This window comes from Sphingomonas sp. SP6, from assembly GCF_058313435.1.
The window spans coordinates 534767-561457 of the sequence record NZ_JBZFLG010000003.1; the positions used below are offsets into that span (position 1 = coordinate 534767).

Sequence of the window (26691 nt, forward strand, 5' to 3'; positions counted from 1 at the left end):
CGCGAGGCCGTATGACACGCTTTATGCGTGTCTCCTCCCTGAACCTTGGCCGCCTCGGGCATCCGCCCGGGGCGGTTTTTTTTGCGGCTATTCGGCTGCCAGCGCTGAGGGTCGCGCCAGCGCCTCGTCGGCAAGCGCCGCGATCACCCGCCGCACCAGCGCGACCACGCTCTCGCAGCGCGCCGACAGCTCTCCCCGCCGATCCAGATAGAGCGCGCGGTCGAGCTCCAGCTGGACGCCGTGGATCCCCGTCGTGGGCCGCGCATGCCGATCGAGGATATACCCCCCCGCATAGGGCGAGTTGAGCGCGACCCGCAGCCCCGCCGCCACCGTCTCGGCCTCGATCCGATGAACGAAACGCGCCGCCGCCGAACGGCCGAACCGGTCGCCCAGCACCACCTGGGGTGCCTGTGTGCCGGCGATCGAGGGCATCGAGTGGAGGTCGAGCAGCACCGCCGCGCCGAACCGCGCCCGCGCCGCCGCGAGCGCCTCGCCCAGCGCCACGTGATAGGGTCGGTGGTCGGCGACGATCCGTGCCTCGACCTCGGCCGCGCTCAGTCGCCGGGACCAGAGGTCGCCCGCATGCGTCGTCCGCCGCGGCACCAGCCCCAGCCCGCTCCTGACCTTGGCGGAGACGATCGGCTGCGCCGCGTGGGGCGCGCCCTCGTCAATGCGGGGATCGCGCTCGGTCTCGGCCCGGTTCAGGTCGATCCACGCGCGCGCGGCGCGCTGGACGACCATCGTCTCACCGCCGCGCGCCGCCGCCGCGACCGCATCGACCAGCCGGTCCTCCAGCGAAGCCAGCGCCGCCATCGACACCCGCGCCATCGCCCGGAGCGCCGGCGGGTAATCGCGCCCCGCATGAGGGACCGAGATCACGACCGGGCTGTCCGGGAATGAGGGTCCGATGATGTCGAAGCTGGCCATTCGCCTGTCACGATATGGGACGCGCAGGCGCACGACAACCGGCACATCGTCTGGAAAATGTTAAAGGGTTCGGGCATAATCGGACGTTCCGAAAAGAGGTTGTCGATGATCCGAATCCTGCTGGCCGAGGACGACCAGGTGATGCGCGAATATCTTTCGCGCGCGCTGGAGCGTTCGGGCTATGCCGTCACCGCCGTCGACCGCGGCACCGCCGCGCTGCCGCTGATCGAGGCGGAGGAGTTCGACCTCCTCCTCACCGACATCGTCATGCCCGAGATGGACGGGATCGAACTGGCGCAGAAGGCGGGCGAGCTGCGCCCGGACCTGCGCGTCATGTTCATCACCGGCTTCGCCGCCGTGACGCTCAAGGCCGGCAAGGCGGTGCCGCAGGCGCGCGTCCTGTCGAAGCCGTTCCACCTGCGCGACCTCGTGCTCGAGGTCGATCGGATGTTCGAGGTCGGCACCGCGTCGGGCCTCAACTAGCCGCTTGCACGGAGCGAACGCCGCGGCTAAGGCCCGCGCTCCCCGAGACGTGGGCGTGTAGCTCAGTGGTAGAGCACTGTGTTGACATCGCAGGGGTCGCAAGTTCAATCCTTGCCACGCCCACCATTCGAAAGCCCGCCGGCTCGCTGACGAGCAGGCGGGCTTTTCCACATCCGGAGACCCGCGATGGACGTGCGTGACAATGCCGACGCGAGCCGCTTCGAGCTGGCGCAGGACGGCGCGGTCGCCTTCGCAGCCTATGAGCGGCAGGGCGACACGATCGTCTTCACCCACACGATCGTCCCCGACGCGCTGCGCGGCGGCGGCCTCGGCTCGCGGCTGATCGCGGGCGCGCTGGCGCTCGTCCGCGCGGACGGGCTCAAGGTCGTGCCGCAATGCGCGTTCGTCGCGGCCTATCTCGCCAGGCACCCGGACGCCGCCGACATCGCCTGACCGTCGCCTGCGTACGCCCCCGAGCGCTGTTGCCCTTGCTAAATCCATCGGCTAAAGCCGATGCGTGTCTGAGGAACTCGCGCTCGCCGCGCTGGCCGCGCTCGCCCATCCCACCCGTCTGGCCGCCTTCCGGCTGCTGATCGAGCACGAGCCGGACGGTCTCGCCACCGGCCGGCTGGTCGAGATGCTCGGGCTGAGCCAGAGCACGCTCTCCACCCACCTCGCGGTCCTGGCGAAGGCGGGCCTCGTCACCGCGGAGAAGCGGGGCCGCAACCAGCTTCAGCGCGCGGGCATCGACACGCTGCGCGCGCTGATGATCTTCCTCGCGAAGGACTGCTGCCGGGGCCGCGCCGATCTGTGCGGGCCGCTGTTGGCCGACCTCGCCGGCTGCTGAAGGATCGCCTCTCGTGACCGAGATCGTGATCTACCACAATCCGGCCTGCGGCACCTCGCGCAACGTGCTGGGGCTGATCCGCAACGCGGGCATCGAACCGCACGTCGTCGAATATCTGAAGACCCCGCCCACCCGCGCTCTGCTGGTCGCGCTGATCGCTCGGGCCGGAATCACGCCGCGTGCGCTGCTTCGTGAGAAGGGGACGCCCTACGCCGAACTCGGTCTCGGCGACCCCTCGCTGACCGACGAGGCGCTGCTCGACGCGATGATCGCGCACCCGATTCTCATCGATCGACCGCTGGTCGCCTCGCCGCTCGGCGTACGGCTCTGCCGCCCGTCCGAAACCGTCCTCGATCTGCTGCCCGGACCGCAACGAGGTGCCTTCGCCAAGGAGGATGGCGAACGGGTCGTGGACGCCTCGGGCGGCCGGATCCGCTGATGCTGCTCGCGCTCGCGATCTTCGGCGTCACGATCGCGCTCGTCATCTGGCAGCCCCGCGGCCTCGGCATCGGGTGGAGCGCGCTCGGCGGCGCGGCGGTGGCGCTGCTCGCCGGGGTGGTCTCGCTCTCCGACGTGCCGCTCGTCTGGGGCATCGTCTGGAACGCGACCGCGACCTTCGTCGCCATCATCATCGTCAGCCTGTTGCTGGACGAGGCGGGCGTTTTCGAATGGGCCGCGCTCCATGTCGCCCGCTGGGGCGGCGGACGCGGGCGGCGGCTGTTCGTGCTGATCGTGCTGCTGGGCGCCGCCGTGTCGGCGCTGTTCGCCAACGACGGCGCGGCGCTGATCCTGACCCCGATCGTCGTGGCGATGCTCCGCGCGCTCGGCTTCCGCGATCGGGCGATGCTGGCGTTCGTCATGGCCGCGGGCTTCGTCGCCGACACCGCCAGCCTGCCGCTGATCGTCTCCAACCTCGTCAACATCGTCTCCGCCGACGTCTTCGGGATCGTGTTCGCCGATTACGCATCGGTGATGGTCCCGGTCGATCTGGCGTCGATCGCGGCCACGCTGGCGGTGCTGCTGTTCTTCCGCCGCGATATTCCCGGCGGCTACGACGTGGCGCGGCTCCGCGCGCCCGCCGATGCGATCCGCGATCCGGCCACGTTTACGTCGGGCTGGATCGTCCTCGCGCTGCTGCTCGCCGGCTTCTTCCTGCTCGAGCCCGTCGGCGTCCCGGTCAGCGCCGTCGCCGCGGTCGGCGCGGTGCTGCTGCTGGTCGTCGCCGCCCGGGGGCGCGTCATCGGGATCCGCAAGGTCCTCGCCGGGGCGCCGTGGCAGGTCGTGATCTTCTCGCTGGGCATGTACCTGGTCGTCTACGGCTTGCGGAACGCCGGCCTGACCGGCCAACTCGCGGCCCTGCTCGATCGCACGGCGCGAGGCGGCGTGTGGGGCGCGGCGTTCGGGACCGGGATCATCGCGGCGTTGCTGTCGTCGGTGATGAACAATATGCCGACCGTCCTCGTCGGCGCGCTGGCGATCGACGCGACCCACGCCACGGGCGCGGTCAGGCAGGCGATGATCTACGCCAACGTGATCGGGTGCGACCTCGGCCCGAAAATCACGCCGATCGGCTCGCTGGCGACCCTGCTGTGGCTGCACGTCCTCGGGCAGAAGGGCGTTCGCATCGGCTGGGGGTATTACGTCAAGGTAGGCGCGACCCTGACCGTCCCGGTGCTGCTGGCGACCCTGGCCGCGCTGGCGCTGCGGCTGACCGCCGGGTAGGGCCCTTGCGCCGACGGCGGATCACTCCGCGGCCAGCGCCTCGCCTTCCGCCGCCGCGCGCTCCTGCGCCTGGCGCGTCCACATCTCGGCATAGAGCCCGCCGCGGCGGAGCAGTTCGGTGTGGGTTCCGCTCTCGACGATCCGCCCGGCGTCGAGCACGACGATCCGGTCGGCGCCGACGACGGTGGACAGCCGGTGCGCGATCACGATGGTGGTGCGCCCGCGTCCGACCTCGTCGAGCGTCTCCATGATCTCGGCCTCCGTCCGGCTGTCGAGCGCCGAGGTCGCCTCGTCGAGGATCAGCACCGGCGGGTTCTTGAGCAGGGTCCGCGCGATCGCGACGCGCTGCTTCTCGCCTCCCGACAGCTTCAGCCCGCGCTCGCCGACCCGGGTGTCGTAGCCCAGCGGCTGGCGCGCGATGAAGCCGGCGATCGCCGCCCCTTCCGCCGCGCGCGCGATCTCGGCCTGGCTCGCACCCTCGCGACCGTAACCGATGTTGTAGCCGATCGTGTCGTTGAACAGCACCGTGTCCTGCGGGACGATCCCGATGGCGGCACGCAAGGACGCCTGCGTCACCTGCGAGATGTCCTGCCCGTCGATCGTCACCCGGCCCCCGGTCAGGTCGTAGAAGCGATAGAGCAGCCGCGCGAGCGTAGACTTTCCCGCCCCCGACGGCCCGACCACCGCCAGCGTCGTCCCGGCGGGCACGTCGAGCGTGACGCCCTTCAGGATCTCGCGACCGGGATCGTAGCCGAAATGCACGTCCTCGAACCGCAGGTGCCCCGCGCCGACCACAAGCGGCCGCGCGTCGGGGGCGTCGACTACCTCGCTCGGCGTGTCGACCAGATCGAACATCGCCGCCATGTCGATCACGCCTTGCCGGATCGTGCGATAGACCATCCCCAGCACGTCGAGCGGGCGGAACAGCTGCGCCAGCAGCGTCGACACCAGCACCACGTTGCCCGCGGTGAACCGCCCCTGGCTCCAGCCCCAGACCACCCAGGCCATGCCGCCGCCCATCATCAGGTTCGTAATCAGGCTCTGCCCGATGTTGAGCCAGGCGAGGCTGTTCTCGCTCTTCACCGCGGCCTTGGCATAGGCCGCGACCGCAGTCTCGTAGCGCCGCCCCTCGCGCTCCTCCGCGCCGAAATATTTGACCGTCTCGAAGTTCAGCAGCGAATCGACCGCATGTGCCACCGCGCCGGTGTCGAGGTCGTTCATCCGCTCGCGCAGCGACGCGCGCCAGTCGGTCACGGTCCGGGTGAACCAGATGTAGAGCGCGACCATCGCCACCGTCGCCGCGACCAGCGGCCAGCCGAACTTGGTCCAGAAGATGCCGAGCACCAGGCTGAGCTCGAGCACCGTCGGGGCGATGTTGAACAGCAGGAAATAGAGCATCGTGTCGATGCTCTTGGTCCCGCGCTCGACCACCTTGGTCACCGCGCCCGTCCGCCGCTCGAGGTGGAAGCGGAGCGACAGCTGATGAAGGTGGCGGAACACCCGCGCCGCCAACCGCCGCGTCGCTTCCTGCCCGACGCTCTCGAACACGGTGTTGCGCAGATTGTCGAACAGCGTCGAGCCGAAGCGGGCGGCGGCGTAGCCGATCACCAGCAGCACGACGAGCGTCACCGGCGTCCGCGCGCCCGCCCCCATGCCGTCGACCGCGCCCTGGAGCGCGAAGGGCGCGCCATAGACCTGGACCAGCTTGGAACACACGACCAGCGCCATCGCCCCCGCGACGCGCAGCTTCATGCCCGCTTCGTTCGCGGGCCACAGATAGGGCAGGAAGCGGCGGAGCGTCGGCCACAGGGGGCGCTCGGCGCTCCGAGGCGTCGGATCGATCGGGGGCATTGCTGTCGCATGTCGAGATGCGGAGCCGCCAGGTCAATGGCCTCGCCTTTTGCGGCCCGGCCGAAATGCGCTATGCTCGCGCTATGACCAAGTACGACCCCATCGTCTCGGAGTTCGCCTCGAGCGAGGACGAAGCCGCCTACGACGCCTGGTTCCGCGCCAAGGTCGAGCGCGCGATGGCGTCTAAGGACCCGGACAGTCCGCATGATCAGGTCATGGCGGAGGTCGACGCCATCATCGCGAAGTACGAGCCAGAATGACGCTGCCTCTCGTCTGGTCGCAGCCGGCCAGGCAGGACCTTCGCGAGCTGACCGATTACATCGCGCGTCGCGACTCCTCCGCCGCGAAGCGGATGAGAGAGCTGATCCGCCAGACGGCCGAGCAAATCCCGGCTCGTCCCTACGTGTTTCGTCCCGGGCGCGTTCCCGGCACTCGCGAGGCTGTCGTCCACCCGAACTACATCCTGATCTACGAGGTCACGGACCGTGTCAGGATCCTCGCGGTCCAGCACGCCCGGCAGCAATACCCTTAGTCGCCGCTCTTGCGATTGCCTCGCAACAGCGCTACGCCGCGGCCGGACTCGGGAAAGGGGCGGCGTGACCCAGCGGCAGATCAGGACCTGGAGCACCGTCCACACCTGGACCAGCCTCGTCTCCACGCTGTTCCTGTTGATGCTGTGCGTCACCGGGCTGCCGCTGATCTTCCACGAGGAGTTCGAGCACGCCTTCGATCCCCCCCCCGCCGCGCAGACCGGCGCGCGCGCGCCGCTCGACGCGATGGTCGCCGCCGCGAAGCGCGCCCATCCGACACGGATCGTCAGCGGGCTCTACGTCGATCCCGAGCATCCGGTCGTCACCGCCTATATGGTCCCCTCCTGGGAGGCCGCGGTCGACCACCCCTCCGATATGGTCGAGGCGGCGTTCGACGCCACCACCGGCGCCCCGCACCCCAAGGGCGCGAACCCCGCGTCGGGGTTCATGGCGTTCATGCTGGGCCTTCACGTCGACCTGTTCACCGGCCTGCCCGGCCAGCTCTTTCTGGGCGCGATGGGGCTGCTGTTCGTCGCCGCGATCGTCTCTGGCGTCGTCCTCTACGGGCCGTTCACGCGCAAGATGAAGTTCGGCGAGGTCCGGCGCGAGCGCCGCGCGAAGGTCCGCTGGCTCGATCTCCACAATCTGCTCGGCGTCGTCACCGTCGCCTGGGCCTCGGTGGTGGGCATCACCGGCGTGATGAACGAGCTGACCGCGCCACTCTACGCGCGATATTTGGCGACCGACGTCGCGAAGCTGACCGCGCCGTGGAAGGGCCAGACCCCGCCTGGCCGCGACGCCCGCCTCGCCTCGGTCGACGGCGCGGTCGCAAGCGTGGGCCGCGCCTATCCCGAATCGACCGCGACCTTCATCGCCTGGCCCGGCAATCCGTTCGGGGCCCCCCATCATTACTTCGTCTGGACCCAGGGCAAGGGGCCGATCGACAAGCATCTGTCGACCCCGGTGCTGGTCGATGCAAGGACCGGCCGCGTCACCGCCGCAGCACCGATGCCGTGGACGCTCGGGGCGATCGAACTGAGCCGCCCGTTCCACTTCGGCGATTACGGCGGGCTGCCGCTCAAGATCCTCTGGGCGCTGTTCGACCTGGTGACGATCGTCGTGCTGGCGAGCGGGGTCTATCTCTGGGCCGCCCGCCGCCGCCCGCGAGCCGGCGCGCGCCGGGCGCCCGAGCCGCAGCTGGCCGCCGCCGAATGAGCGTCTCGCGCCAGTGGCGCTGGCCGGTCCTGCTCGGCGCGCTGACCGTCGCCGGGCTCGTGGCCGCGCTGATCGGCGAGGGCGGGATCTGGTGGCCGGCGTCGTGGATTGCGCTCGGCGTCCCGCTCGCGGTCGCCGCCTGGTGCGCCTGGCGTCCGCGCTGACGGCTTGGTCGCAGCGATCGTCGGCTTCGTCGCGCCGACCTCGCCCCGCGATCCGTCCTTCCGCAGGAACCGTTCGGCGCTCTGAGTGGTTGACCGGACAAGAGAGTGGAGGCGCGTACATGACTCCGATGTTCTTCGTGCTGGCGATCATGGGCTGTGGCGACGATTCGGCGGGATGCGCCCAGGTCCGCGTCGATCCCGCGCATTACGCGACCGCCGCGCAGTGCAACGCCGCGCTCCCGGCCGCGCTCGCGCGCAACACCGACCTCGATTTTCCCGTGATCAGCGGCGCCTGCCGCGCGAACGGGCTGCAGATGGCGAGCGCCGAGGCGACCAGGCGCGGCTAACGCGGCCGGGTCCACAGCACCCGATCGCGCGGCACGTCCGCGTAGAGGTGCTGCCGTCTCCGCGCCGCCGCCCAGGACCCGGCGATGAAGCGCAGCTTGTCTGCCCCGGATGTGGTGACGCGGTGGTCCCACGCCCGCTCCCCCCGCCGCGCGACCTCGCGCCCGATCGCGCCGTAGATGTCTGCCGCCGCTAGCACCGCCCAGGCGGAGCGGAACGACAGCGCCGGCGTCCCGCCGCGCGCGCTCGCCTCGTGGAGCGCGGCGCGGTCGGTCAGTCGCTTCACCAGCACCGCCAGCCTCTGCCGGAACGGCGGTTTCATGTGCTGGCCGGGCGGGATGTCCATCTCCGCCAGCCACTCCGTCGGCAGGTAGCAGCGCCCGACCGCATCGTCCTCGCGCACGTCGCGCGCGATGTTGGCGAGCTGAAAGGCAAGTCCCAAGTCGCACGCCCGGTCGAGCGTGGCCTCGTCCGCCGGGTCGACCCCCATTACCACCGCCATCATGCACCCGACCGCGCCTGCGACATGGTAGCAATATCGGTACAGATCGTCCTCGGACCGCGGACGCCAGTCCTCGGCGTCGAGCGCGAACCCCGCCACGACGTCACGCGCGAACCGCGCCGGCATCTGCGTCTCGGCGGCGACGATCCCCAGCGCGTCGAACGCCGGATCGCCGGTGGTCCGCCCCGCGAGCGCCGCCTCGGTCCACGCTGCCAGCTCGCCGACCCGCACGCGCGCGTCGGCGACCACCGACATGCCGTGGCCGTGATCCTGCCCGTCGGCGATGTCGTCGCACCGCCGGCACCAGGCGTAGAGCAGCCACGCCCGCTCGCGCGTCGGCCGGTCGAACAGGCGGGAGGCGGCGGCGAAGCTCTTCGACCCGCGTTCGATCGATTCGCGCGCGGTGGCGACGATCGCCTCGCGGGTGGGCTCCGCCCCCGCGCTCACAGATCCGCCGCCGCCATCCGCACGATCGGCCGGGTCGGCACGTGCGCACCCATCGCATCAAGCAGCGCCGGCAAGGTGTCGGCGATCACCAGCAGATTACGGTGCTGCGGACGCACGAATCCGGTCTCGGCCATCCGCTCCCACATCGCCACCAGCGGATCGTAGAAGCCGCGCGCGTTCAAAAGCCCGACCGGATCGGCATGGTAGCCGAGCTGCGCCCAGCTCATCGCCTCCCACAATTCGTCCATCGTCCCGGTCCCGCCGGGGAGCGTCACGAAGCCGTCGGCGAGGTCGACGAAGGCGGCCTTGCGCTCGTGCATCCCGGCGACGACGTGGAGTTCGGTGAGGCCGCGATGCGCCACTTCGGCGTCGACCAGCGCCTGCGGGATCACGCCCGTAACCTCGCCGCCCGCGGCCAGCGCGGCGTCGGCGATCGCCCCCATCAGCCCGAGCCTGCCGCCGCCGTAGACGACCCCGATCCCCCGCTCGGCCAGCGTCCGCCCGACCTCGCGCGCCAGCTCGATGAAGAAGGGATCGGCCGGCGTCGCCGACCCGCAATAGACCGCCAGACGTTTCATGGCGCGGCGGTAGGGGACGTGGCCGAGGGCGGCAACCATCCCGTGACCCCGGCCTCGTCTAGCCGGCCACCACCTCCGCCAGCACCGCGTCGAGTACCGGCATCCCCGCCTCGGTCACCCGCAGCCGTGCGCCGTCCAGCGACACCAGCCCCAACGTCGCCAATCGCCCCACCGCCGCCAGATCCACCCACTCCCGCCCGATGCGCGCCAGATCGACGCCCTCGCGCAACCGCAGCCCCATCAGCAGCGCCTCGCTCGCGCGCTCCTCGGCGGTCAGCGCCACCTCCTCCTGCGCGCCGTGTCCGTTGCGCACGACCGCGCCGAGCCAGTTCTCGGGCTTCTTGTGCCGCCGCGTCGCCACGCCTTCGCGCCGCCCGTGCGCGCCGGGGCCGACCCCGACATAGTCGCCGTAGCGCCAATAGGTCAGGTTATGCCGGCTCTCCGCGCCGAGCCGCGCATGGTTCGACACCTCATATGCGGGCAATCCCGCCGCCGCCATCATCGCCCGCGTCGCGTCGAACAGGTCGGCGGCCGCGTCGCCCTCGGGCAAGACCAGCCGCCCCGCCGCCGCCTCGGTCGCGAAGCGCGTGCCGGGCTCGATCGTCAGCTGATAGAGCGACAGATGCTCGGTCCCGAACGCGAGCGCGCGGGCCAGCTCCGCTTCCCATTCCGCCAGCGACTGGCCGGGGCGCGCGGTGATGAGGTCGAAGCTCACCCGGCCGAACGTCCGCTGCGCGACATCGAGCGCCGCCAGCCCCTCGCCGACGTCATGCGCCCGCCCCAGGAACTTCAGCGCCTCGTCATCCAGCGCCTGCAAACCCAGTGACACCCGGTTGACCCCAGCCGCCGACAGATCGCCGAACCGCGCCGCCTCGACCGACGAGGGATTGGCCTCCAGCGTCACCTCGACCTCCGGCACGAATCCCCAGAGCCGCTCCGCTTCGCGCAGGATCGCCGCCACCGTTTCGGGCGGCATCAGGCTCGGCGTCCCGCCGCCGAAGAAGACCGACGACACCCGCCGCCCCGGCAGCGCCGCCGCCTCGTACGTGAGGTCGGCGATCAATGCCGCGCGCCACGCCTCCTGGTCGACGCTCGCGCGGACATGGCTGTTGAAGTCGCAATAAGGGCATTTCGAGACGCAGAACGGCCAGTGGACGTAGAGCGCCACCCCGTTCGTCGCGAGCGAAGTCGAGGGATCGATTTGGGCCAAGCCGGGCGGTGTCTCGACGTCGCTCGACACGAACGGGATTTGGGCATCGGTCACGCCCCCGCATATGGCGGTCCACATGGGCTCACGCCACGCTGTCCTACAGCCAACCAAATAGGATAGTTGGTCACCCCTCAACCGGAGGGCAGACCATGACCATCGACGATCTGATCGACACGGTGATCGACCGCGAAGGCGATTACGCGAACCATCCCGCCGACCGCGGCGGGCCGACCCGCTTCGGCATCACGCAAGCCGTCGCACGCGCCGACGGCTATACCGGCGACATGCGCGCCTTCCCGCTGGAGCACGCCCGCGCGCTCTACCGTCGCCTCTACTGGACCCGTCCCGCCTTCGACCGCGTCGCCGTGCGTGTGCCGCTGACTGCCGCCGAATTGTTCGACACCGGCGTCAACATGGGGGCGCAGGTCGCCGCGACCTTCCTCCAGCGTGCGCTCAACGCGCTCAACAGGGGCGCATCGGACTATCCCGACATCGCCGTCGACGGGGGCGTCGGCGCGGAGACGCTCGCCGCGCTCGACCGCTTCGTCGCGGTCCGTCGCGGCGGCGACGCGGTGCTCGTCAAGGCGATCGAGGCGCTCCAGGGCGAGCGCTACGTCGCGCTCGCCGAGGCGCGGCCGGCGAACGAGGCCTTCCTCTACGGCTGGCTCGCCAACCGGATCGGATGATGCGGATGCCTCAACCCCCTCAATCCGTCTCCCGGTCGCGGCGCTCGCGCGCACCTCAACCGCCTCAACCCGTCTCGGAGGACATCATGCCCGATCCGCGAACCCTGCCGAACGACGATCGCTTCACCCGCCGCGCGCGGCCGACCTTTCTCTACGTGATGTACGTCCTGCTGCTCGGCGCGCTCCCCGTGGGGGTGATCGCCGCGCTCCGCCCGGAGGCGGCGGCGGCGATCGCCCGCGGCATGGCGGCCTATCTCGCCGCCATCCCCGAGCCGCTCTACGCACTCTTCGGCACCGGCTACCTGGGCTACACCGTCGCGCGCGAATGGGGGAAGATGCGCGACCGCTAAGGCTTGTCGAAGATCGGGCCGCCACGCATATAGTCGTCGGACGGAAAGGACCACGTCATGCGAGTGAACTCCGACGAGACGCTGCGCCGCGCGGTCGCGATGCGCGAAGCCGACGGCCGGAGTTGGCTCGAGATCGTGCGCGATCCCGATCAGCAGCGCTACAGCCGTGAGTTCTTCAGCGGCGAACGCCGGCCGGAGGCGCGCGCCGCGCGCCCGTAACATCGCGCGCGGGTGCTCAGCGCCGGGATCCTCCTGCTCTTCCTGGCGCCTGGGTTCGGCGCCTATGCGGCGCTGTACGGATTGTTTCACAGCGGGAAGGCGATCGCGCCGACGCCGCCCTCGGCGAACACGGTCGAAGCGGTGGTCATCATCGTCGGCGCGTCGCTCGTCGTTCACGCGCTCACCGCGCTCGCGTTCGTCCTTGACGCCGCCGTCTGCGCCGAGATGTGCCCGATCATCGTGCCGGGCGCATGGCTCAATCCCTATGGCAGCGCCGTTCATGCGATCGAGGGCGGCGCGATCGGCGGCTCCGGCATCACCGCGGCGCTCGTCGGAACGTCCGCGCAGGGGGTGGGCGCCTACGCGTTCGCCCGTCTCATCCTCGCCCGACTGGCGCGCCGCGATCGGCTCCCGGCGTGGATTTACGGCTGGGCGGTGCCGCTCGCGAACGCGGTCGACAACGATGGCGGAGCGGTCTTCGCCTATGTGCTGACGACGGCCGAAGCGGACGGTCGGGCGGTCGGCTACGGCGGCATGGTCTACGATCTGGCGCTCAAGCCCGACGGCTGCGTGTCTCGAATCACCCTCCACAATTGCGAGCGCTATCTGGTCGATCTCGCCTCCTCGGGATCGGAAGCTTCGTTATCGGGAGCGCTCAGCCGGATGGCGTTCATGATCATCGAAGCGCCGAACATCCGCAACATCGCCTTCGAGGCGATCCGGCTGGACGACGTTGAAGCCGGCTGACCCGCGCCTACATCGCGGTTCATGAACGAGAACACGATGCCGAAATGGCACGGCACCACGATCCTCTCGGTCCGGCGGAACGGCAAGGTCGTCGTCGCCGGCGACGGGCAGGTCTCGATGGGCCAGACGGTGATGAAGCCCAATGCGAAGAAGGTCCGCCGGCTCGGCCCCGACGGCAAGGTCATCGGCGGCTTCGCCGGCGCGACGGCCGACGCCTTCACGTTGTTCGAACGGCTCGAAGCCAAGCTGGAACGACATCAAGGCCAGCTGATGCGCGCCGCGGTCGAGCTCGCCAAGGACTGGCGCACCGACAAATACCTGCGCAACCTGGAGGCGATGATGATCGTCGCCGACAAGGACGTGACGTTGATCCTCACCGGCAACGGCGACGTGCTGGAACCCGAGGCCGGGATCGCCGCGATCGGCTCGGGCGGCAATTACGCCCTCGCCGCCGCGCGCGCGCTGGTCGATTATGAGGGCGACGCCGAGACGATCGCCCGCAAGGCGATGGGCATCGCCGCCGAGGTCTGCGTCTACACCAACGACCGGCTGACCGTCGAAACGCTCGACAGCACCGCCGCCTGAAAGACCCCATGAACCAGAATTTGACTCCCAAGGCGATCGTCGCCGCATTGGACGCGCACATCATCGGCCAGGCCGACGCGAAGAAGGCCGTCGCGGTGGCGCTCCGCAACCGTTGGCGCCGCCAGCAGCTCTCGCCCGAGCTGCGCGACGAGGTGACGCCCAAGAACATCCTGATGATCGGCCCCACCGGCTGCGGCAAGACCGAGATCAGCCGACGGCTGGCCAAGCTCGCCGACGCGCCCTTCGTGAAGGTCGAGGCGACCAAGTTCACCGAGGTCGGCTACGTCGGCCGCGACGTCGAGCAGATCGCCCGCGACCTGGTCGAGGAGGCGATCCGGCTGGAGAAGGAACGCCGTCGCCTCGCGGTCAAGGACAAGGCGGAGGAGGCGGCGATGGCGCGCCTGCTCGACGCGCTCGTCGGCAAGGATTCGAGCGCCGCGACCCGCGAGAGCTTCAAGCAGCGCTTCCGCGACGGCCACCTCGACGGGACCGAGATCGAGCTGGAGCTGCAACAGGCGCCGCAGCTGCCGTTCGACATCCCCGGCGGCGGCGCGGTCGGGATGATCAACCTCGGCGACATGCTCAAGGGCATGGGCGGTGGCCAGACCAAGCGCCGCAAGCTCACCGTGCCCGCGGCCTGGGAGAAATTGGTCGAGGAGGAGGCCGACAAGCGCCTCGACCAGGACGAGGTCAGCCGCGTCGCGCTGGCGGACGCCGAGGCGAACGGGATTGTCTTTCTCGACGAGATCGACAAGATCGCGGTCTCCGACGTCCGCGGCGGTTCGGTCAGCCGCGAGGGCGTCCAGCGCGATCTGCTGCCGCTGATCGAGGGCACCACCGTCTCGACCAAGTACGGGCCGATGAAGACCGACCACATCCTCTTCATCGCGAGCGGGGCGTTCCACGTCGCGAAGCCGAGCGACCTCCTCCCCGAGCTCCAGGGCCGCCTCCCGATCCGCGTCGAGCTGAAGGGGCTGACCGAGGACGATTTCGTCGCGATCCTCTCCGACACAAAGGCGTCGCTGACCACCCAGTACAAGGCGCTGCTCGCGACCGAGGGCGTCACCGTCGAGATGACCGAGGACGGCATCCGCGCGGTCGCCAGGATCGCCGCCGAGGTCAACGGCGAGATCGAGAACATCGGCGCGCGGCGCTTGCAGACGGTGATGGAGAAGCTGCTCGAGGAGGTTAGCTTCGGCGCGGAGGATCGCAGCGGCGAGACAGTGACGGTCGACGCCGCCTATGTCGACAAGCAGCTGGCGGGTATCGCCCGGAACACGGACCTCAGTCGGTTCGTGCTCTAGGCGCGAACCGGCGAGCCGCCTCCACCAGCAGCACCGGCGACCCGTCGCGGACCGGATAGGCCAGTCCGGCTGCGTCGTTCACCAGCTCGTTCGCGTCCGGATCCAAGCGAAGCGGCGTCCGGGTCGCAGGGCAGACCAGCCGCTCCAGCAGCCAGGGGTCGATCACTGGAGGGTCACCCGCTCGTCCCCGTCGTGTCGGCCGAAGAACTGCATCAGCTGGATCAGCAACTCGGCCCGGCTCTCGATGCCGCCGGCCTCGAGCAACGCCTGCTTCGACGCGGCGTCGAACGGCGCGATCTGGGCGATGCCGTTGACCAGGCTCGCATCGTCGAGCCGCCCCACCGCCTCCCAGTCGACCGAATAGCCCTGCGCGTCGGCGAAGCGCCGCGACTCGAGTTCGAGCGACGATCGCCGGCCGAGCGACAGCGCGGGATCGTCCGCCGCCGGCAGCAACTCGGCCTCGATCTGGCGGAACGGGGTCGCGACGTCGAGTTCACGCACGACGCGGAACAGCGCCACTCCTTCCAGCACCAGATTCGCCCGGCCGTCGTCCAGCATCTCGATTTCGGCGATCCGTCCGACGCAGCCGACGTCGAACAGCGGCGGCCGGGCGCCGGACGCGGTCTTCATCGGACCCGCCGCCGCGCTCGCCGGTTCGCGCGGCTGGATCATCCCGATCCGCCGATCGCGCGCCATCGCGTCGCTGACCATCGCCCGGTAGCGTGGCTCGAAGACGTGGAGCGGCAGGTGCATGCCGGGGAACAACAGCGCGCCGGGCAAGGGGAAGATCGACAGTCGCGTCATCCGAACAGGAGCGCCGACAGCCGCCGCCGCTGCGCCGACGCCCAGGGATCCTCGAGCCCGACGACCTCCATCAGCTTGAGGAGCTGTTGGCGCGCCGCGCCCTCCCGCCACGTCTTGTCGACGCCGACGATATGAAGGAATCCGTCCGCCGCCGCGTCGCGGTCGCCCGCAGCCATCCGCGCGTTCGCGAGGTCGAACCGGGCCTGGAGGTCGTCCGGGTCGGCCGCGACCGCCGCCTCGAGCGGCGCGAGATCGTCGACCGCGGGAGCCGATTGCGCCAGCGCCAGCGCCGAGGCGGCGCGCTGGAGGTCGGGGTGCCGCGCCAACTCTTCCGGCACCGCGGCGAGCGTCGCCTCGGCCTCATCGGTCCGTCCGGCCGCGATCATTGCCCGCGTCCTGCCGGAGATCACCGCATGATGGTCCGGCGCCATCTCGGCGAGCTGGTCAAAGATCGACAGCGCGCGCTCGGCCTCGCCCCCCGCCAGCACCTCCTCGCCCATCGCGATCAGCGGCTCCAGCTCCGCATCCGCCGCGGCTTCGTCCGACTCGACCGGCAATTGGCGCAGGATCTGGTCGAGCATCGCCTTCACCTGCGACTCGGTCCGCGCGCTCGTCAGGTCGGCGATCAACTGCCCCTGGAACATCGCATAGACCGTCGGGATCGAGCGGATCTGGAATTGCTGGGCGATGAACTGGTTCTTGTCGGTATCGACCTTGGCCAGCACGACGCCCTTGTCGGCATAATCCGCGGCGACCTTCTCGAGCACGGGCGACAGCGCCTTGCACGGCCCGCACCATTCCGCCCAGAAATCGACGATCACGAGCTTGGTCATCGACGGCTCGACGACCTCCTGGCGGAACGCCTGGACGGCGTCCTTCTCCGCGGCGGTCATACCCAGGGTGGCCAAGTCGTCAGCTCCATCTCGTTCGCGTGTCGCCCTTATGTGGGCATCGCCGCGGGCGCGCCAAGCCCTCCTCTATTCGAGCAGCTTGGGCGCCTCCTCCTTCAGCTTGGCGCGGATGCGATCGTGGAACATCGCCAGGAACTGGGGCAGCTCGAAGGTGGCGTGGACGTTCGCGTCGGCGACGTCGAGCCTGACGCCCACGCGCTGGCCCATTCCCTCGACCGTGAAGTCGAGACGGTCGCCGACCCAGCGGTGCTCGGTCACCGCGCCGCCGGGGACGAACTCGGCGAGTCGGCCGAAGCTCGTTGAGATCCGCTCCTTTGCGGTCGTCCGGCCGAGCTTGTGGGGAATGTCGATCTCGATCGGCTCGGTCATGCCGCGTCCTCCGTTGCAAAGATCATCGCATCGTCCGCGAACGCCTTGAACTCCAGCGCGTTGCCGCTGGGATCGCGGAAGAACATCGTCGCCTGTTCGCCCGGCTGGCCCCGGAAGCGGATGTGCGGGGCGATGCCGAACGCGACCCCGGCGGCCTCGACCCGCGCCGCGATCGCCTGCCAGTCGGCCATCGTCAGCACCACGCCGAAGTGCGGCACCGGCACGTCGTGGCCGTCGACGGCGTTGCTCGCCGCCGCCGGACGCGCGCGCTCGTCGAGATGCGCGACGATCTGGTGCCCGCCCAGATCGAAGTCGATCCACCGCGCGCTCGACCGCCCCTCGCGGCAGCCGAGCACGCCGCCGTAGAAGGCGCGCGCGGCGGTGAGGTCGTGGACCGGGAAAGCGAGGTGGAAGGGACGCAGCGTCATGACGCGGGACTACACGCCCCTCCCGATGATGGGAAAGACCTGATAGCGCCCCGTGCGTGTCGAACCGTCCCGCCCTCGTCTGCCTGCTCCTCGGCGCGCTCGCCGCCTGCGGCTTCGCGCCGCTCGAGCTGTGGCCCCTGACCCTCGCCTGCCTCGCGGCGTGGATGCTCCTGATCCACCGTGCGCCCACGGTCCGCGCGGCGCTGTGGCGCGGCTGGGCGTTCGGGGTCGGGCATTTCACGATCAACGATAACTGGTTCCAGCACGCCTTCGACTTCCAGGATCGGATGCCGCCGGTGCTCGGCTACGCCGCGCCGCTGCTGCTCGCGCTCTATCTCGCGGTGTATCCGGCGATGGCGGCGGGCGTCGCGTGGCGCCTGCGTGGCGCGAAGCCGGACCTCGGCTACGTCCTGGCGTTCGGCGCGGCGTGGATCGCGACCGAATGGCTCCGCGCGACGATGTTCACCGGCTATGCCTGGGACCCCCTCGGGGTGATCTGGGTGCCGGTGCAGCCGATCGCGTTGCTGGCGAAACTGTTGGGCACCTACGCGCTGTCGGGGCTCAGCGTCGCGCTCGCCGGCGTGCTCCTGTTGCTGTTCCTCCGGCGCCGCTGGCTCGCCGCGCTGCCGCTCGCCGGACTGCTGGCGCTTCAGCCGCTCTCCTACCGCGCGGTCGATCCGGTCGCGCCGTCCGGGGCCCCGCGCGTCGTGGTGGTCCAACCTGGAGTCGGACTGAATGCGCAAGGGCAGCCCGACACGGGCCGGCTCTACACCGAATTGTTCGAGCGATCCGGCGTCCCCGGGTCGGTGCCGAGGCTCGTGCTCTGGCCCGAAGGGGTCGTCCGCGATCCGGTCGAGGACGGTTATCCTCCCTCGGCCTACCTCGCCGATCCGCGCCAGATCCGCGCCAGCCTCGCCAATCTGCTCGGGCCGCGCGACGTGTTGATGGCCGGCGGTGACGCGCTCTACTTCGACCCGGCCGGCAAGCTGACCGCCGCCGCCAACGCAGTCTTCGCGATCGACGCGAACGCCCGGATCAAGGGCCGCTACGACAAGGCGCACCTCGTTCCCTACGGCGAGTATCTGCCGATGCCGTGGCTGCTCCGCCCGCTCGGGCTCGACCGGCTGGTGCCGGGTGACGTGGACTTCCTGCCCGGCCCCGGGCCGCGCGCGATCACGCTGCCCGTGTTCGGCGCGGTCGGGGTGCAGGTCTGCTACGAGATCATCTTCTCGGGCGAGGTGATCGACCGCGCGCACCGCCCGCGCCTGCTGTTCAATCCCTCGACCGACGCCTGGTTCGGCACGTGGGGCCCGCCGCAGCATCTGGCGCAGGCTCGCATGCGCGCGATCGAGGAGGGGCTGCCGATCGTCCGTTCGACGCCGACCGGCATCTCGGCGGTGATCGCCGCCGATGGCCGTCTGATCGCGACCGTCCCGCACGAGGCCGCGGGCCGGATCGACGTACCGATCCCGCCGGCGGGCGGACCCACGCTGTTCTCGCGCCTGGGGAATGCGGCGGTGGCGATCGTCGCGGCCCTCCTCGCCGCCGGGGCCATTGTCTTCCGCCGACGCGCGCGATAGGGGACATATAAAGTTTCCCTTATATCCCGATTCAAACGCGGAGCTCCGATGCGTCAGTCCTTCCTGTTCACTTCCGAATCGGTTTCGGAAGGCCATCCCGACAAGGTCGCGGACCAGATTTCCGACGCGATCGTCGATCTGTTCCTCTCGAAGGATTCCCAGGCCCGCGTCGCCTGCGAGACGCTGACCACCACCAACAAGGTCGTGCTCGCCGGCGAAATCCGCGGGCGCGGCGTGTACGAGGACGGCGCCTGGGTCGAGGGAGTCCAGGCCGAGATCGAACAGGCGGTGCGCGATACGGTCAAGCGGATCGGCTACGAGCAGGACGGCTTCCACTGGAACACGTTTGACTTCTCGAACAACCTCCACGGCCAGTCCGCCGAGATCGCGATGGGCGTCGACGAGGCGGGCAACAAGGACGAGGGCGCGGGCGATCAGGGGATCATGTTCGGCTATGCGACCGACGAGACCCCGGCGCTGATGCCCGCCACGCTCTATTACAGCCACAAGATCCTCGAGCGGCTCGCCGCCGATCGTCACGCCGGGACCGCGCCCTTCCTCGAGCCCGACGCCAAGAGCCAGGTCACGCTCCAGTACGAGAACGAGCGTCCGGTCCGCGCGACCGCGCTCGTCGTCTCGACCCAGCACAAGCGCGGCTATTGCGAGAAGGGCGAGTATGCCGACGCCGCCAGATACGCCGAGCTGCGCGACTATGTGACCGGCGTGATGAAGGAGGTCCTTCCCGAGGGCTTCGTCACCGACGAGACCGCCATCTACATCAACCCGACCGGCGCGTTCGAGATCGGCGGACCGGACGGCGACGCCGGCGTGACCGGGCGCAAGATCATCGTCGACACTTATGGCGGCGCGGCCCCGCACGGCGGCGGCGCGTTCAGCGGCAAGGACCCCACCAAGGTCGATCGCTCCGCCGCCTATGTCGCGCGCTACCTCGCGAAGAACGTCGTCGCCGCGGGGCTCGCGCGCCGCGTGACGATCCAGCTCTCCTATGCGATCGGCATTGCCGAGCCGCTAAGCGTCTATGTCGACACGCACGGCACAGGCACGGTGGACGAGGCGAAGCTGGAGGCGGTGCTGCCGCAGCTCGTCCGGCTGACCCCCAAGGGTATCCGCGAGCACCTCAAGCTCAACGCGCCGATCTACTCGAAAACCGCCGCCTACGGCCACTTCGGCCGAGACGCGGACGGCACCCACTTCACCTGGGAAGCGACCGATCTGGTGGACCAGCTGAAGGCGGCGGTGGCGGACTGAGCCCGTCAGCTCGGGTGCGCTTCGGCCTCCTGCTCGGGTGATACGGTCGGAGTGCGGCGGTCCCACGCCCGCTCGGCCGCGTCGACCGCCAACCCCGCGATCCGTTCGGCGAGCCAGCCGATCGCGGCTCCCGCCGCGACGTCGCTGAGATAATGGCGGCCGCGGGGGAGCTGGATTGCCCCGACCAACCCGGCCGCGAGCCGCGCCGGAACCGCGGCGGCCGAACGCTCGTGCGCCACCGCCTGCCCGATCGCGACCGCGCCGGCGGTATGGCCCGACGGGAAGGAGTTGACGGCGGTATCCGCCCCGCCGCTGCCTTTGGCCAGCGTCGGCCCTCCGCCGGCCAGCGCGTCCGCCGGCCGGGTCCGATCGACCGAGCGCTTGATCGCGCCCTTCAATCCCGTCGCGATCGCCTCCGCCGCCAGCATCCGCGCGCCGGTCCGGACGAGATCGCGGCGTCGGGTGATCGCGCCGAGCGCGAGCGTTCCCACCGCGAGCGCGAATAAGGGAGGCTGATCGGCGAGGTCCCCGATCTTGCCGAGCGCCGCGACGGGCGCCGCGCCGCGTGTTCGAGCAACCCCGGCGGTCGCCTGATGCTCGGTCGCCGCCAATCGGCGCGCCGTCTTCTTCGCGGTCTTGTGCTTGGCCATCGCAGCTGAACCCCCCGCGCACGCCTTTGCTCCCAGGGGCGAGCGGCCTAGAGGACCCACGATGCGGACCATCGCCGACCCCGATCATGCGCTCGTCGACGGGCTTGCCGCACTCCGCGCGGAATATCAGGTCCCCGCGGGCTTCCCCGCCGATGTGCTCGCCCAGGCCGACGCGGCAGCGCGACGCCGGCCGGCGGAGCATGTCGACCGCGGCGCCATCCCCTTCGTGACGCTCGATCCGGCGGGCGCGACCGACCTCGATCAGGCGTTCGCGATCGAGACGGCGGGGAGCGAGATCCTGCTCCATTATGCCATCGCCGACGTCGCCTTCTTCGTCGACGAGAGCGGGGCGGTCGACGCCGAGGCGTGGGCGCGCGGCGAGACCCTGTACCTCCCGGACGGCAAGGCGCCCTTGTACCCGCCGGTGCTGAGCGAAGGCGCCGCGAGCCTCTTGCCCGACGGCGAACGGCCCGCGATCCTGTTCCATGTCCGGGTCGCTGCGGATGGCAAGGCGCGGCTGGACGGCGTCGAGCGCGCGCGGGTCCGCAGCCGCGCCAAGCTGGCCAATGAGACCGTCGCGTCGGGCGATCTGCCCGCCGGCCTCGACGAGCTCTCCCGCCGGATCCACGCCGCCGAGACGGCGCGCGGCGCGGCGCGGGTCGACCCGCCCGAACAAGAGGTGAAGCCTGTGGAGGGCGGGGGCTACACGCTCGGCTTCCGTCCCGTTCTCGCCGCGGAAGAGGCGAATGCGGCGTTGTCGCTGGCGACCAACCTCGCGGTCGCCGACGCCTTGCTCGCGCATCGGACGGGGCTGTTCCGGGTGATGGCGGGACCGGACGGGCGCGCGGTCGCCCGCCTGCGTCACGCCGCGCAGGCGCTGGGGCTCGTTTGGCCGGAGACGACGACGCTGGCCGACTATCAGCGCACGCTCGACGGGCGCGATCCGAAACAGGCGGCGTTCATGCTCGCGGTGCGGCGCGCGGGCGACGGCGCGTCCTATGCGCCCTATCGTTCCGGAGAGGTCCCCTGGCACGCGGCGGTGGCGGCGACCTACGCTCAGGCGACCGCGCCGCTCCGCCGGCTCGCCGACCGCTACGTCTGCCAGGCCGCGCTGGCGGTGGCGAACGGGCGGCCCGTCTCCGATGAGGTCGAGGCGGCCTTCGCTCGGCTGCCCAAGGTCATGGCGCGCGCCGACGCGCGCGCCGGACAGGTCGACCGCGCGGTGGTCGACCTCGCCGAGGCCGCGATGCTGGAGCGATGCGTCGGTCACACGTTCGCAGCGATCGTCACCGATGTCGACGATCGCGGCGCCCGGTTCCAGCTACGCGATCAGGGCGTCCTCGCCAGGCTGGCGACCGCGGGCGTGTCGCCGGGCGATGCCATCCGGGTGCGCCTCGACGCCGTCGATCTGGACCGGCGCACCATCACCTTCTCGCGGAACGACGAAGAGCATGAATGATCCCGCCACGATCCGCCGCCTGTACGGCCGCCGCCAAGGGCACAAGCTGCGCCAGGGTCAGGCAGCGCTGGTCGAGGAGCTGCTGCCGCGGCTGGAGGTTCCGGAGGGTCCGCTCGATTCGGTGCGGCTGTTCGGCGACGAGCGCCCGCTGGAGGTCGAGATCGGATTCGGCTCGGGCGAGCACCTCGCGGGTCGAGCCGTCGCGGCGCCCGGACATGGGTTCATCGGCTGTGAGCCCTTCCTCAACGGCGTCGTCGGCGCACTCGGTCACGTCCGCGAGCGGGAGCTGGACAACGTGCGGCTGCACATGGGCGACGCGCTCGACGTGCTCGAGCGGCTCCCCGACGCCAGCCTGGAGCGCGTGTACCTGCTCCACCCGGATCCCTGGCCCAAGGCGCGCCACGCGAAGCGCCGGATGGTCAACGACGGGCCGCTCGACGTGATCGCCGCGAAACTCCGGCCGGGCGGCGAGTTCCGGCTGGGGACCGACGATCCGACCTATTGCCGCTGGGCCATGATGGTGATGGACGCGCGTCGCGACTTCGTCTGGACGGCCCGCGCCCCCGCCGATTTCCTCACCCGCCCGGACGACTGGCCGGAGACCCGCTACGAGCGCAAGGCGCGCCGGCAGGGACATGAGGTCTGGTATTTCCGCTACCTGAGGGTCTGACCCACACACGAAAGTCGCGGCCCCACCGATGGGACCGCGCCTCACGTCACCCTCCCCGCGCCCTTGCGGAGAGGATCGGGTCAGCTGCCGGGAGAGAGATTGACCGCAGCGTACTTGCCGCGACGATCGACCTCGAGCTCGAACTGGAGCTTGTCGCCCTCGTTGAGGGTCGGCATGCCCGCGCGCTCGACCGCGGAGATGTGGACGAAGGCATCCGGCTGACCGTCGTCGCGCTGGATGAAGCCGAAGCCCTTCATGGCGTTGAAGAACTTGACCGTGCCGGTCGCCTTTTCGCCGGTCAGCTGGCGCTGCGGCGCGCCGCCGCGATCGCCACCGAAGCCGCCGCCGGCCGGACGCGGGCCGCGATCGCCGAAGCCACCCTCGCGCGGCTCGCGCGGAGGCGCGCGGTCGGTGACCGGCATCGGCTCGCCGTCGATCTTGAGCTCGGTCGCGGAGATGCGCCCGCCGCGGTCGACCAGGGTGAAGCCGAGCGGCTGTCCCTCGGCCAGGCCGGCCAGGCCCGCCTGCTCGACCGCGGAGATGTGGACGAACACGTCCTCCCCGCCGTCGTCGCGCACGACGAAGCCGAAGCCTTTCTGCGCGTTGAAGAACTTCACGACGCCGGTGCCCTCGCCGATGACCTGCGGGGGCATCCCGCCGCCACCGCCACGACCGCCGCCGAAGCCGCCGCCACCGCCGCCGCCGCGGAACCCGCCGCCGCCACCGCCGCCGAACCCGCCGCGATCGCCACCACCGAAGCCGCCACCGCCGCCGCTACGAAAGCCGCCGCCACCGCCGCCGAAGCCGCCGCCGCCAAAGCCGCCGCGATCACCGCCGAAGCCGCCGCCGCCGAAATCACCGCCGCCGAACTCACCGCCGCCGCCGCCGAAATCGTCTCGCTTGTCGCGCCCGCGCCCGCCACGGTTGCCGCGGCCACCCTTGTCGAAACTCATAACCTGATTCGTCTTCCCGATCCCGCCCATCCGTCTCCAAAGCCTCTCGCGCAGGACGGCGAACGAAGGGCCCCAAAGTCACCCGATCCCACGGGTGCCATAATGTCACCATAGCTCATGATCGCGCATCGTGCGAACGGATTCTGCGCAGGCGGCAAGCGTCGCCGTGCGAAGGATGCGGACGTGTCGCCGTGAAGGCACACCGCGGCCGCGGACGAGCGCCGCGATTCGAGTCGTACGGGGCGGAGCGAGCGACTAGACTCCGCGCACCACCCGTCGCCACAGCGGGTTGAAGCCGATCCGATAGACGAGCTCGGCCGGGCGTTCGACGTCCCAGATCGCAAGATCGCAGAGCCGTCCGCCCTCGAGCACGCCGACATCCGCCCGCCCCAACGCCCGCGCCGCCACCACGGTCACGGCGCGCAGGCACTCCTCCACGGTGAGTCGGAACAGCGTCGCGCCCATGTTCAGGACCAGCAGCGGCGAGGTCAGTGGCGACGTCCCCGGGTTGCAGTCGGTCGCCAGCGCGATCGGAACCCGCGCCGAACGCAGCGCCGCGACCGGCGGCAAATGGGTGTCGCGGGTGAAGTAATAGGCTCCGGGCAGCAGCGTCGCGACCGTCCCCGCCGCCGCCATCGCCGCGATTCCATCCCTGTCGAGATGTTCGAGATGATCCGCCGAGAGTGCGCCGAACCGAGCGGCCAGGGCCGCGCCGCCGAGATTCGAGAGCTGTTCGGCATGGAGCTTGACCGGCAGTCCGTGCGCCGTCGCCGCCGCGAACACGCGCGCCACCTGTTCGGGCGAGAAGGCGATGCCCTCGCAGAAAGCGTCGACCGCATCGGCGAGGCGGCCCGCGGCGACGTCGGGGATCATCGCGCGACAGACGAGGTCGATATAGCCGTCGGCGTCGCCGGCGAACTCGGGCGGGACCGCGTGCGCGCCGAGGAAGGTGGTGGTGACGCCGACGGCGCGCGCCTCGCCCAGTCGGCGGGCGGCGCGCAGCATCCGCGACTCGGTGGCGAGATCCAGCCCATAGCCCGACTTGACCTCCACGGTGGTCACCCCCTCGGCGAGGAGCGCGTCCAGCCGGGGAAGCGCGGCGGCGAGCAGCGCGTCCTCGCCCGTCGCGCGGGTCGCGCGGACGGTCGAGACGATCCCGCCGCCAGCGCGTGCGATCTCCTCGTACGACGCCCCCCCCAGCCGCCGCTCGAACTCGTCCGCGCGGTCGCCGCCGTGGATCAGATGCGTGTGGCAGTCGATCAGGCCCGGGGTGATCCAGCGTCCCTCGCAGGCGATCGTCTCGCGCGCGCTCGGCGCGTCGGCGGCCGGCCCGGCGAAGACGATCCGCCCGTCGCTCGCCGCCACTGCGCCGTCCTCGACGACACCCAGCCCCTCGCCCTTCATGGTGGCGAGTCGCGCGTCGGTCCACAGGCGGTCGGCGATCATGCGACGGAGCATTGCAGGTTCGGCCGTGAAAGGGGAGAGTCGCCGCCATGCCGACCTTCTTCTTCTCGCACGCGATGCTGCCGGGCGGCTGGGCGCGGGACGTTCGCGCCACAGCGGCGGCGGGCGTCTTCACGACGATCGGGACCGGCGCCGCGCAGCCCGGCGACGTGCGCGTCGCAGCGGCGATCCCGGGCCTCCCCAACCTACACTCCCACGCCTTCCAGCGCGGCATGGCGGGGCTGGCCGAGGTGGCGGGGCCGAGCGACGACAGCTTCTGGACCTGGCGCGAGACGATGTACCGCTTCGCCGCGGCGATCACCCCGGACGACCTCCGCGCGATTGCGGCCATGGCCTACGCCGAGATGCTCGAGACCGGCTTCACCCGCGTCGGCGAGTTCCACTATCTTCACGGGGTCGGGGCCGCCGGCCCCCTGGCGATGACCGAGGCGATCGTCGCCGCGGCGGCGCAGACGGGGATCGCGCTGACGTACCTCCCCGTCTTCTACGCGCACGGCGGGTTCGGCGGCGTCGCCGTCGCCGAGCGGCAGCAGCCGTTCGTCCTCTCGCCGGACGGCTATGCCGCGCTGGTGGACGACGCCCGGACGGCGAGCGTCGGGCTGGCCGATGCGGTGGTCGGGGTCGCCCCGCATTCGCTGCGGGCGGTGACGCCGGCGGAGCTGAGCCAGGTCGCGCGACTCGGCGACGGACCGGTCCACATCCATGTCGCCGAGCAGGTGAAGGAGGTCGCCGACTGCCTCGCCTGGAGCGGCGCGCGGCCGGTCGAATGGCTGCTTGATCACGCGCCGGTCGATGCGCGCTGGTGCCTGATCCACGCGACCCATCTCACCGACACCGAGACGCGGGCGCTGGCGGCGTCGAACGCGGTCGTCGGGCTGTGCCCGATGACGGAGGCGAACCTGGGCGACGGGCTGTTTCCCGCCGAGGCGTTCGTCACCGCGGGTGGAGCGTATGGCATCGGCTCCGATTCGAACGTCAGGATCGATGCGGCGGAGGAGCTGCGGCTGCTCGAATATGGTCAGAGGCTCGCAGCGCGGGGGCGGACGCGGCTGGTGGCGCGCGGCGGCTCGAACGGCGACGCGCTTTGGCGCGCGGCGGCCGCGGGCGGCGCGCAGGCGCTCGGGGCGCGGGCCGAGATCGCGGTTGGCGCGACGGCGGATTTCGTCGCGCTCGATCTCGACCACCCCTCGCTGGTCGGTCGGGGACAAGCGGCGTTGATCGATGCGCTCGTGTTTTCGGGCGGGCGCGAGGCGATCGCGGGCGTGTGGCGGAGGGGCGAGCGCGTCGTCGCAGCGGGCCGGCACCGCGAGCGCGAGCCCATCGTCGAGCGCTATCGCTGGACGATCAAGCGGTTGCTCGGCGCCTGACACGCGGAACGCCCCGCGGTCTCCCGCGGGGCGTCCGGTTTGCCGTTCGGCGAGC

General features: G+C 70.7%; 34 protein-coding genes and 1 tRNA gene. 22 read left to right on the forward strand and 13 right to left on the reverse strand.

Translation table 11 applies throughout. The annotated features are described in order from the left end of the window. Positions 1-87: 87 nt before the first annotated feature. Positions 88-927, reverse strand: coding sequence for an N-formylglutamate amidohydrolase (locus AC4GYY_RS12770; protein WP_491120993.1), 840 nt, complete (start codon positions 925-927; stop codon positions 88-90). 105 nt (positions 928-1032) lie between these two features. On the opposite strand from AC4GYY_RS12770, the gene cpdR reads away from it, so the two are divergent. From cpdR to AC4GYY_RS12800, 6 genes are all read left to right on the forward strand, one after another. Further along, on the forward strand, positions 1033-1410 hold the full coding sequence (gene cpdR / locus AC4GYY_RS12775) for a cell cycle two-component system response regulator CpdR (protein WP_491120994.1): 378 nt from the start codon (positions 1033-1035) through the stop codon (positions 1408-1410). A gap of 51 nt (positions 1411-1461) precedes the next feature. Further along, positions 1462-1536: transfer RNA gene (locus AC4GYY_RS12780), tRNA-Val, on the forward strand. Between the two features lie 60 nt (positions 1537-1596). Continuing rightward, a complete protein-coding gene (locus tag AC4GYY_RS12785) occupies positions 1597-1863 on the forward strand; it encodes a GNAT family N-acetyltransferase (RefSeq protein ID WP_491120996.1) in 267 nt (88 codons plus the stop codon). A 64-nt stretch (positions 1864-1927) separates the two neighbouring features. Further along, entirely contained in the window at positions 1928-2257 is a 330-nt protein-coding gene (locus AC4GYY_RS12790; protein WP_491120997.1) for an ArsR/SmtB family transcription factor, read from the forward strand. Between the two features lie 13 nt (positions 2258-2270). Further along, entirely contained in the window at positions 2271-2696 is a 426-nt protein-coding gene (arsC, locus tag AC4GYY_RS12795) for an arsenate reductase (glutaredoxin) (RefSeq protein ID WP_491120999.1), read from the forward strand. Further along, positions 2696-3979: an arsenic transporter gene (locus AC4GYY_RS12800; RefSeq protein ID WP_491121001.1), complete on the forward strand. Its 1284-nt coding sequence runs from the start codon at positions 2696-2698 to the stop codon at positions 3977-3979. Before arsC ends, AC4GYY_RS12800 begins: the two co-directional genes overlap by 1 nt. Before the next feature lie 21 nt (positions 3980-4000). Here the strand turns inward: AC4GYY_RS12800 and AC4GYY_RS12805 are convergent, their stop codons facing one another. Further along, positions 4001-5830 carry an ABCB family ABC transporter ATP-binding protein/permease gene (locus tag AC4GYY_RS12805; RefSeq protein WP_491121003.1) on the reverse strand — a complete coding sequence of 610 codons (1830 nt, stop codon included), beginning with the start codon at positions 5828-5830 and terminating at the stop codon, positions 4001-4003. Positions 5831-5913: 83 nt separating this feature from the next. Between AC4GYY_RS12805 and relB the strand changes: the two genes are divergently transcribed. From relB to AC4GYY_RS12830, 5 genes are all read left to right on the forward strand, one after another. Beyond that, the gene (gene relB / locus AC4GYY_RS12810) at positions 5914-6090 is read left to right on the forward strand and encodes a type II toxin-antitoxin system RelB family antitoxin (RefSeq protein ID WP_491121004.1); all 177 of its coding nucleotides are present in this window, start codon (positions 5914-5916) and stop codon (positions 6088-6090) included. Beyond that, positions 6087-6362, forward strand: coding sequence for a type II toxin-antitoxin system RelE/ParE family toxin (locus tag AC4GYY_RS12815; protein ID WP_491121006.1), 276 nt, complete (start codon positions 6087-6089; stop codon positions 6360-6362). The genes relB and AC4GYY_RS12815 overlap by 4 nt, the downstream gene beginning before the upstream one ends. 64 nt (positions 6363-6426) lie before the next feature. Continuing rightward, positions 6427-7575 (forward strand): PepSY-associated TM helix domain-containing protein, encoded by a 1149-nt coding sequence (locus tag AC4GYY_RS12820; RefSeq protein WP_491121008.1) that lies wholly within the window; start codon positions 6427-6429, stop codon positions 7573-7575. Next, entirely contained in the window at positions 7572-7739 is a 168-nt protein-coding gene (locus AC4GYY_RS12825) for a hypothetical protein (RefSeq protein WP_491121010.1), read from the forward strand. The genes AC4GYY_RS12820 and AC4GYY_RS12825 overlap by 4 nt, the downstream gene beginning before the upstream one ends. Before the next feature lie 119 nt (positions 7740-7858). Beyond that, on the forward strand, positions 7859-8086 hold the full coding sequence (locus AC4GYY_RS12830) for a hypothetical protein (RefSeq protein WP_491121012.1): 228 nt from the start codon (positions 7859-7861) through the stop codon (positions 8084-8086). On the opposite strand, the gene AC4GYY_RS12835 is transcribed toward AC4GYY_RS12830, so the two are convergent. Genes AC4GYY_RS12835 through hemW form a run of 3 tightly spaced genes read right to left on the reverse strand, consistent with a single transcriptional unit; the run spans position 8083 to position 10821 of the window. Next, entirely contained in the window at positions 8083-9033 is a 951-nt protein-coding gene (locus AC4GYY_RS12835) for a phytoene/squalene synthase family protein (RefSeq protein ID WP_491121013.1), read from the reverse strand. The genes AC4GYY_RS12830 and AC4GYY_RS12835 overlap by 4 nt on opposite strands. Further along, complete coding sequence (locus AC4GYY_RS12840; protein WP_491121015.1) at positions 9030-9611, reverse strand: LOG family protein; 582 nt, start codon at positions 9609-9611, stop codon at positions 9030-9032. The genes AC4GYY_RS12835 and AC4GYY_RS12840 overlap by 4 nt, the downstream gene beginning before the upstream one ends. Before the next feature lie 58 nt (positions 9612-9669). Continuing rightward, positions 9670-10821, reverse strand: a complete 1152-nt coding sequence (gene hemW / locus AC4GYY_RS12845; protein WP_491121220.1) for a radical SAM family heme chaperone HemW — start codon at positions 10819-10821, stop codon at positions 9670-9672. 149 nt (positions 10822-10970) lie between these two features. Between hemW and AC4GYY_RS12850 the strand changes: the two genes are divergently transcribed. The 6 genes from AC4GYY_RS12850 to hslU all read left to right on the forward strand — a co-directional run bounded on the left by AC4GYY_RS12850 (position 10971) and on the right by hslU (position 14712). Then, positions 10971-11507, forward strand: coding sequence for a glycoside hydrolase family 108 protein (locus AC4GYY_RS12850; RefSeq protein WP_491121017.1), 537 nt, complete (start codon positions 10971-10973; stop codon positions 11505-11507). 86 nt (positions 11508-11593) lie between these two features. Beyond that, the gene (locus AC4GYY_RS12855; RefSeq protein ID WP_491121019.1) at positions 11594-11857 is read left to right on the forward strand and encodes a 3TM-type holin; all 264 of its coding nucleotides are present in this window, start codon (positions 11594-11596) and stop codon (positions 11855-11857) included. Between the two features lie 57 nt (positions 11858-11914). Next, a complete protein-coding gene (locus tag AC4GYY_RS12860) occupies positions 11915-12076 on the forward strand; it encodes a hypothetical protein (protein WP_491121020.1) in 162 nt (53 codons plus the stop codon). Positions 12077-12088: 12 nt separating this feature from the next. Then, on the forward strand, positions 12089-12823 hold the full coding sequence (locus tag AC4GYY_RS12865) for a hypothetical protein (RefSeq protein WP_491121022.1): 735 nt from the start codon (positions 12089-12091) through the stop codon (positions 12821-12823). 36 nt (positions 12824-12859) lie between these two features. Beyond that, the gene (gene hslV / locus AC4GYY_RS12870; protein WP_491121221.1) at positions 12860-13408 is read left to right on the forward strand and encodes an ATP-dependent protease subunit HslV; all 549 of its coding nucleotides are present in this window, start codon (positions 12860-12862) and stop codon (positions 13406-13408) included. An 8-nt stretch (positions 13409-13416) separates the two neighbouring features. Continuing rightward, positions 13417-14712: an ATP-dependent protease ATPase subunit HslU gene (hslU, locus tag AC4GYY_RS12875; protein WP_491121024.1), complete on the forward strand. Its 1296-nt coding sequence runs from the start codon at positions 13417-13419 to the stop codon at positions 14710-14712. On the opposite strand, the gene AC4GYY_RS12880 is transcribed toward hslU, so the two are convergent. From AC4GYY_RS12880 to AC4GYY_RS12900, 5 genes are all read right to left on the reverse strand, one after another. After that, positions 14693-14878 (reverse strand): Trm112 family protein, encoded by a 186-nt coding sequence (locus AC4GYY_RS12880; protein ID WP_491121025.1) that lies wholly within the window; start codon positions 14876-14878, stop codon positions 14693-14695. The two genes, hslU and AC4GYY_RS12880, sit on opposite strands and share 20 nt — an antisense overlap. Next, complete coding sequence (locus AC4GYY_RS12885; protein WP_491121027.1) at positions 14875-15516, reverse strand: LON peptidase substrate-binding domain-containing protein; 642 nt, start codon at positions 15514-15516, stop codon at positions 14875-14877. Before AC4GYY_RS12885 ends, AC4GYY_RS12880 begins: the two co-directional genes overlap by 4 nt. Beyond that, complete coding sequence (locus AC4GYY_RS12890; RefSeq protein WP_491121223.1) at positions 15513-16409, reverse strand: tetratricopeptide repeat protein; 897 nt, start codon at positions 16407-16409, stop codon at positions 15513-15515. The genes AC4GYY_RS12885 and AC4GYY_RS12890 overlap by 4 nt, the downstream gene beginning before the upstream one ends. 84 nt (positions 16410-16493) lie before the next feature. Continuing rightward, the gene (locus AC4GYY_RS12895; RefSeq protein WP_491121028.1) at positions 16494-16796 is read right to left on the reverse strand and encodes a polyhydroxyalkanoic acid system family protein; all 303 of its coding nucleotides are present in this window, start codon (positions 16794-16796) and stop codon (positions 16494-16496) included. After that, positions 16793-17224: a VOC family protein gene (locus AC4GYY_RS12900; protein ID WP_491121029.1), complete on the reverse strand. Its 432-nt coding sequence runs from the start codon at positions 17222-17224 to the stop codon at positions 16793-16795. Before AC4GYY_RS12900 ends, AC4GYY_RS12895 begins: the two co-directional genes overlap by 4 nt. A 56-nt stretch (positions 17225-17280) precedes the next feature. Between AC4GYY_RS12900 and lnt the strand changes: the two genes are divergently transcribed. Together lnt and metK are read left to right on the forward strand one after the other, a co-directional pair. Continuing rightward, the gene (gene lnt, locus AC4GYY_RS12905) at positions 17281-18804 is read left to right on the forward strand and encodes an apolipoprotein N-acyltransferase (RefSeq protein ID WP_491121030.1); all 1524 of its coding nucleotides are present in this window, start codon (positions 17281-17283) and stop codon (positions 18802-18804) included. A gap of 48 nt (positions 18805-18852) precedes the next feature. Further along, positions 18853-20073, forward strand: coding sequence for a methionine adenosyltransferase (gene metK / locus AC4GYY_RS12910; protein ID WP_491121032.1), 1221 nt, complete (start codon positions 18853-18855; stop codon positions 20071-20073). A gap of 5 nt (positions 20074-20078) precedes the next feature. Here metK and AC4GYY_RS12915 read toward each other — a convergent pair whose 3' ends face one another. Next, positions 20079-20723: a phosphatase PAP2 family protein gene (locus AC4GYY_RS12915; protein ID WP_491121034.1), complete on the reverse strand. Its 645-nt coding sequence runs from the start codon at positions 20721-20723 to the stop codon at positions 20079-20081. Positions 20724-20784: 61 nt separating this feature from the next. On the opposite strand from AC4GYY_RS12915, the gene AC4GYY_RS12920 reads away from it, so the two are divergent. After that, on the forward strand, positions 20785-22182 hold the full coding sequence (locus AC4GYY_RS12920; RefSeq protein ID WP_491121036.1) for an RNB domain-containing ribonuclease: 1398 nt from the start codon (positions 20785-20787) through the stop codon (positions 22180-22182). Then, positions 22175-22852 (forward strand): tRNA (guanine(46)-N(7))-methyltransferase TrmB, encoded by a 678-nt coding sequence (gene trmB, locus AC4GYY_RS12925; RefSeq protein WP_491121037.1) that lies wholly within the window; start codon positions 22175-22177, stop codon positions 22850-22852. Before AC4GYY_RS12920 ends, trmB begins: the two co-directional genes overlap by 8 nt. Positions 22853-22932: 80 nt before the next feature. Here the strand turns inward: trmB and AC4GYY_RS12930 are convergent, their stop codons facing one another. Together AC4GYY_RS12930 and hutI are read right to left on the reverse strand one after the other, a co-directional pair. Beyond that, entirely contained in the window at positions 22933-23805 is an 873-nt protein-coding gene (locus tag AC4GYY_RS12930) for a cold-shock protein (protein WP_491121039.1), read from the reverse strand. Between the two features lie 255 nt (positions 23806-24060). Beyond that, positions 24061-25251 carry an imidazolonepropionase gene (gene hutI, locus AC4GYY_RS12935; RefSeq protein WP_491121040.1) on the reverse strand — a complete coding sequence of 397 codons (1191 nt, stop codon included), beginning with the start codon at positions 25249-25251 and terminating at the stop codon, positions 24061-24063. A gap of 47 nt (positions 25252-25298) precedes the next feature. Between hutI and AC4GYY_RS12940 the strand changes: the two genes are divergently transcribed. Next, positions 25299-26636 (forward strand): formimidoylglutamate deiminase, encoded by a 1338-nt coding sequence (locus AC4GYY_RS12940; RefSeq protein ID WP_491121042.1) that lies wholly within the window; start codon positions 25299-25301, stop codon positions 26634-26636. The last annotated feature ends 55 nt before the right edge of the window (positions 26637-26691 follow it).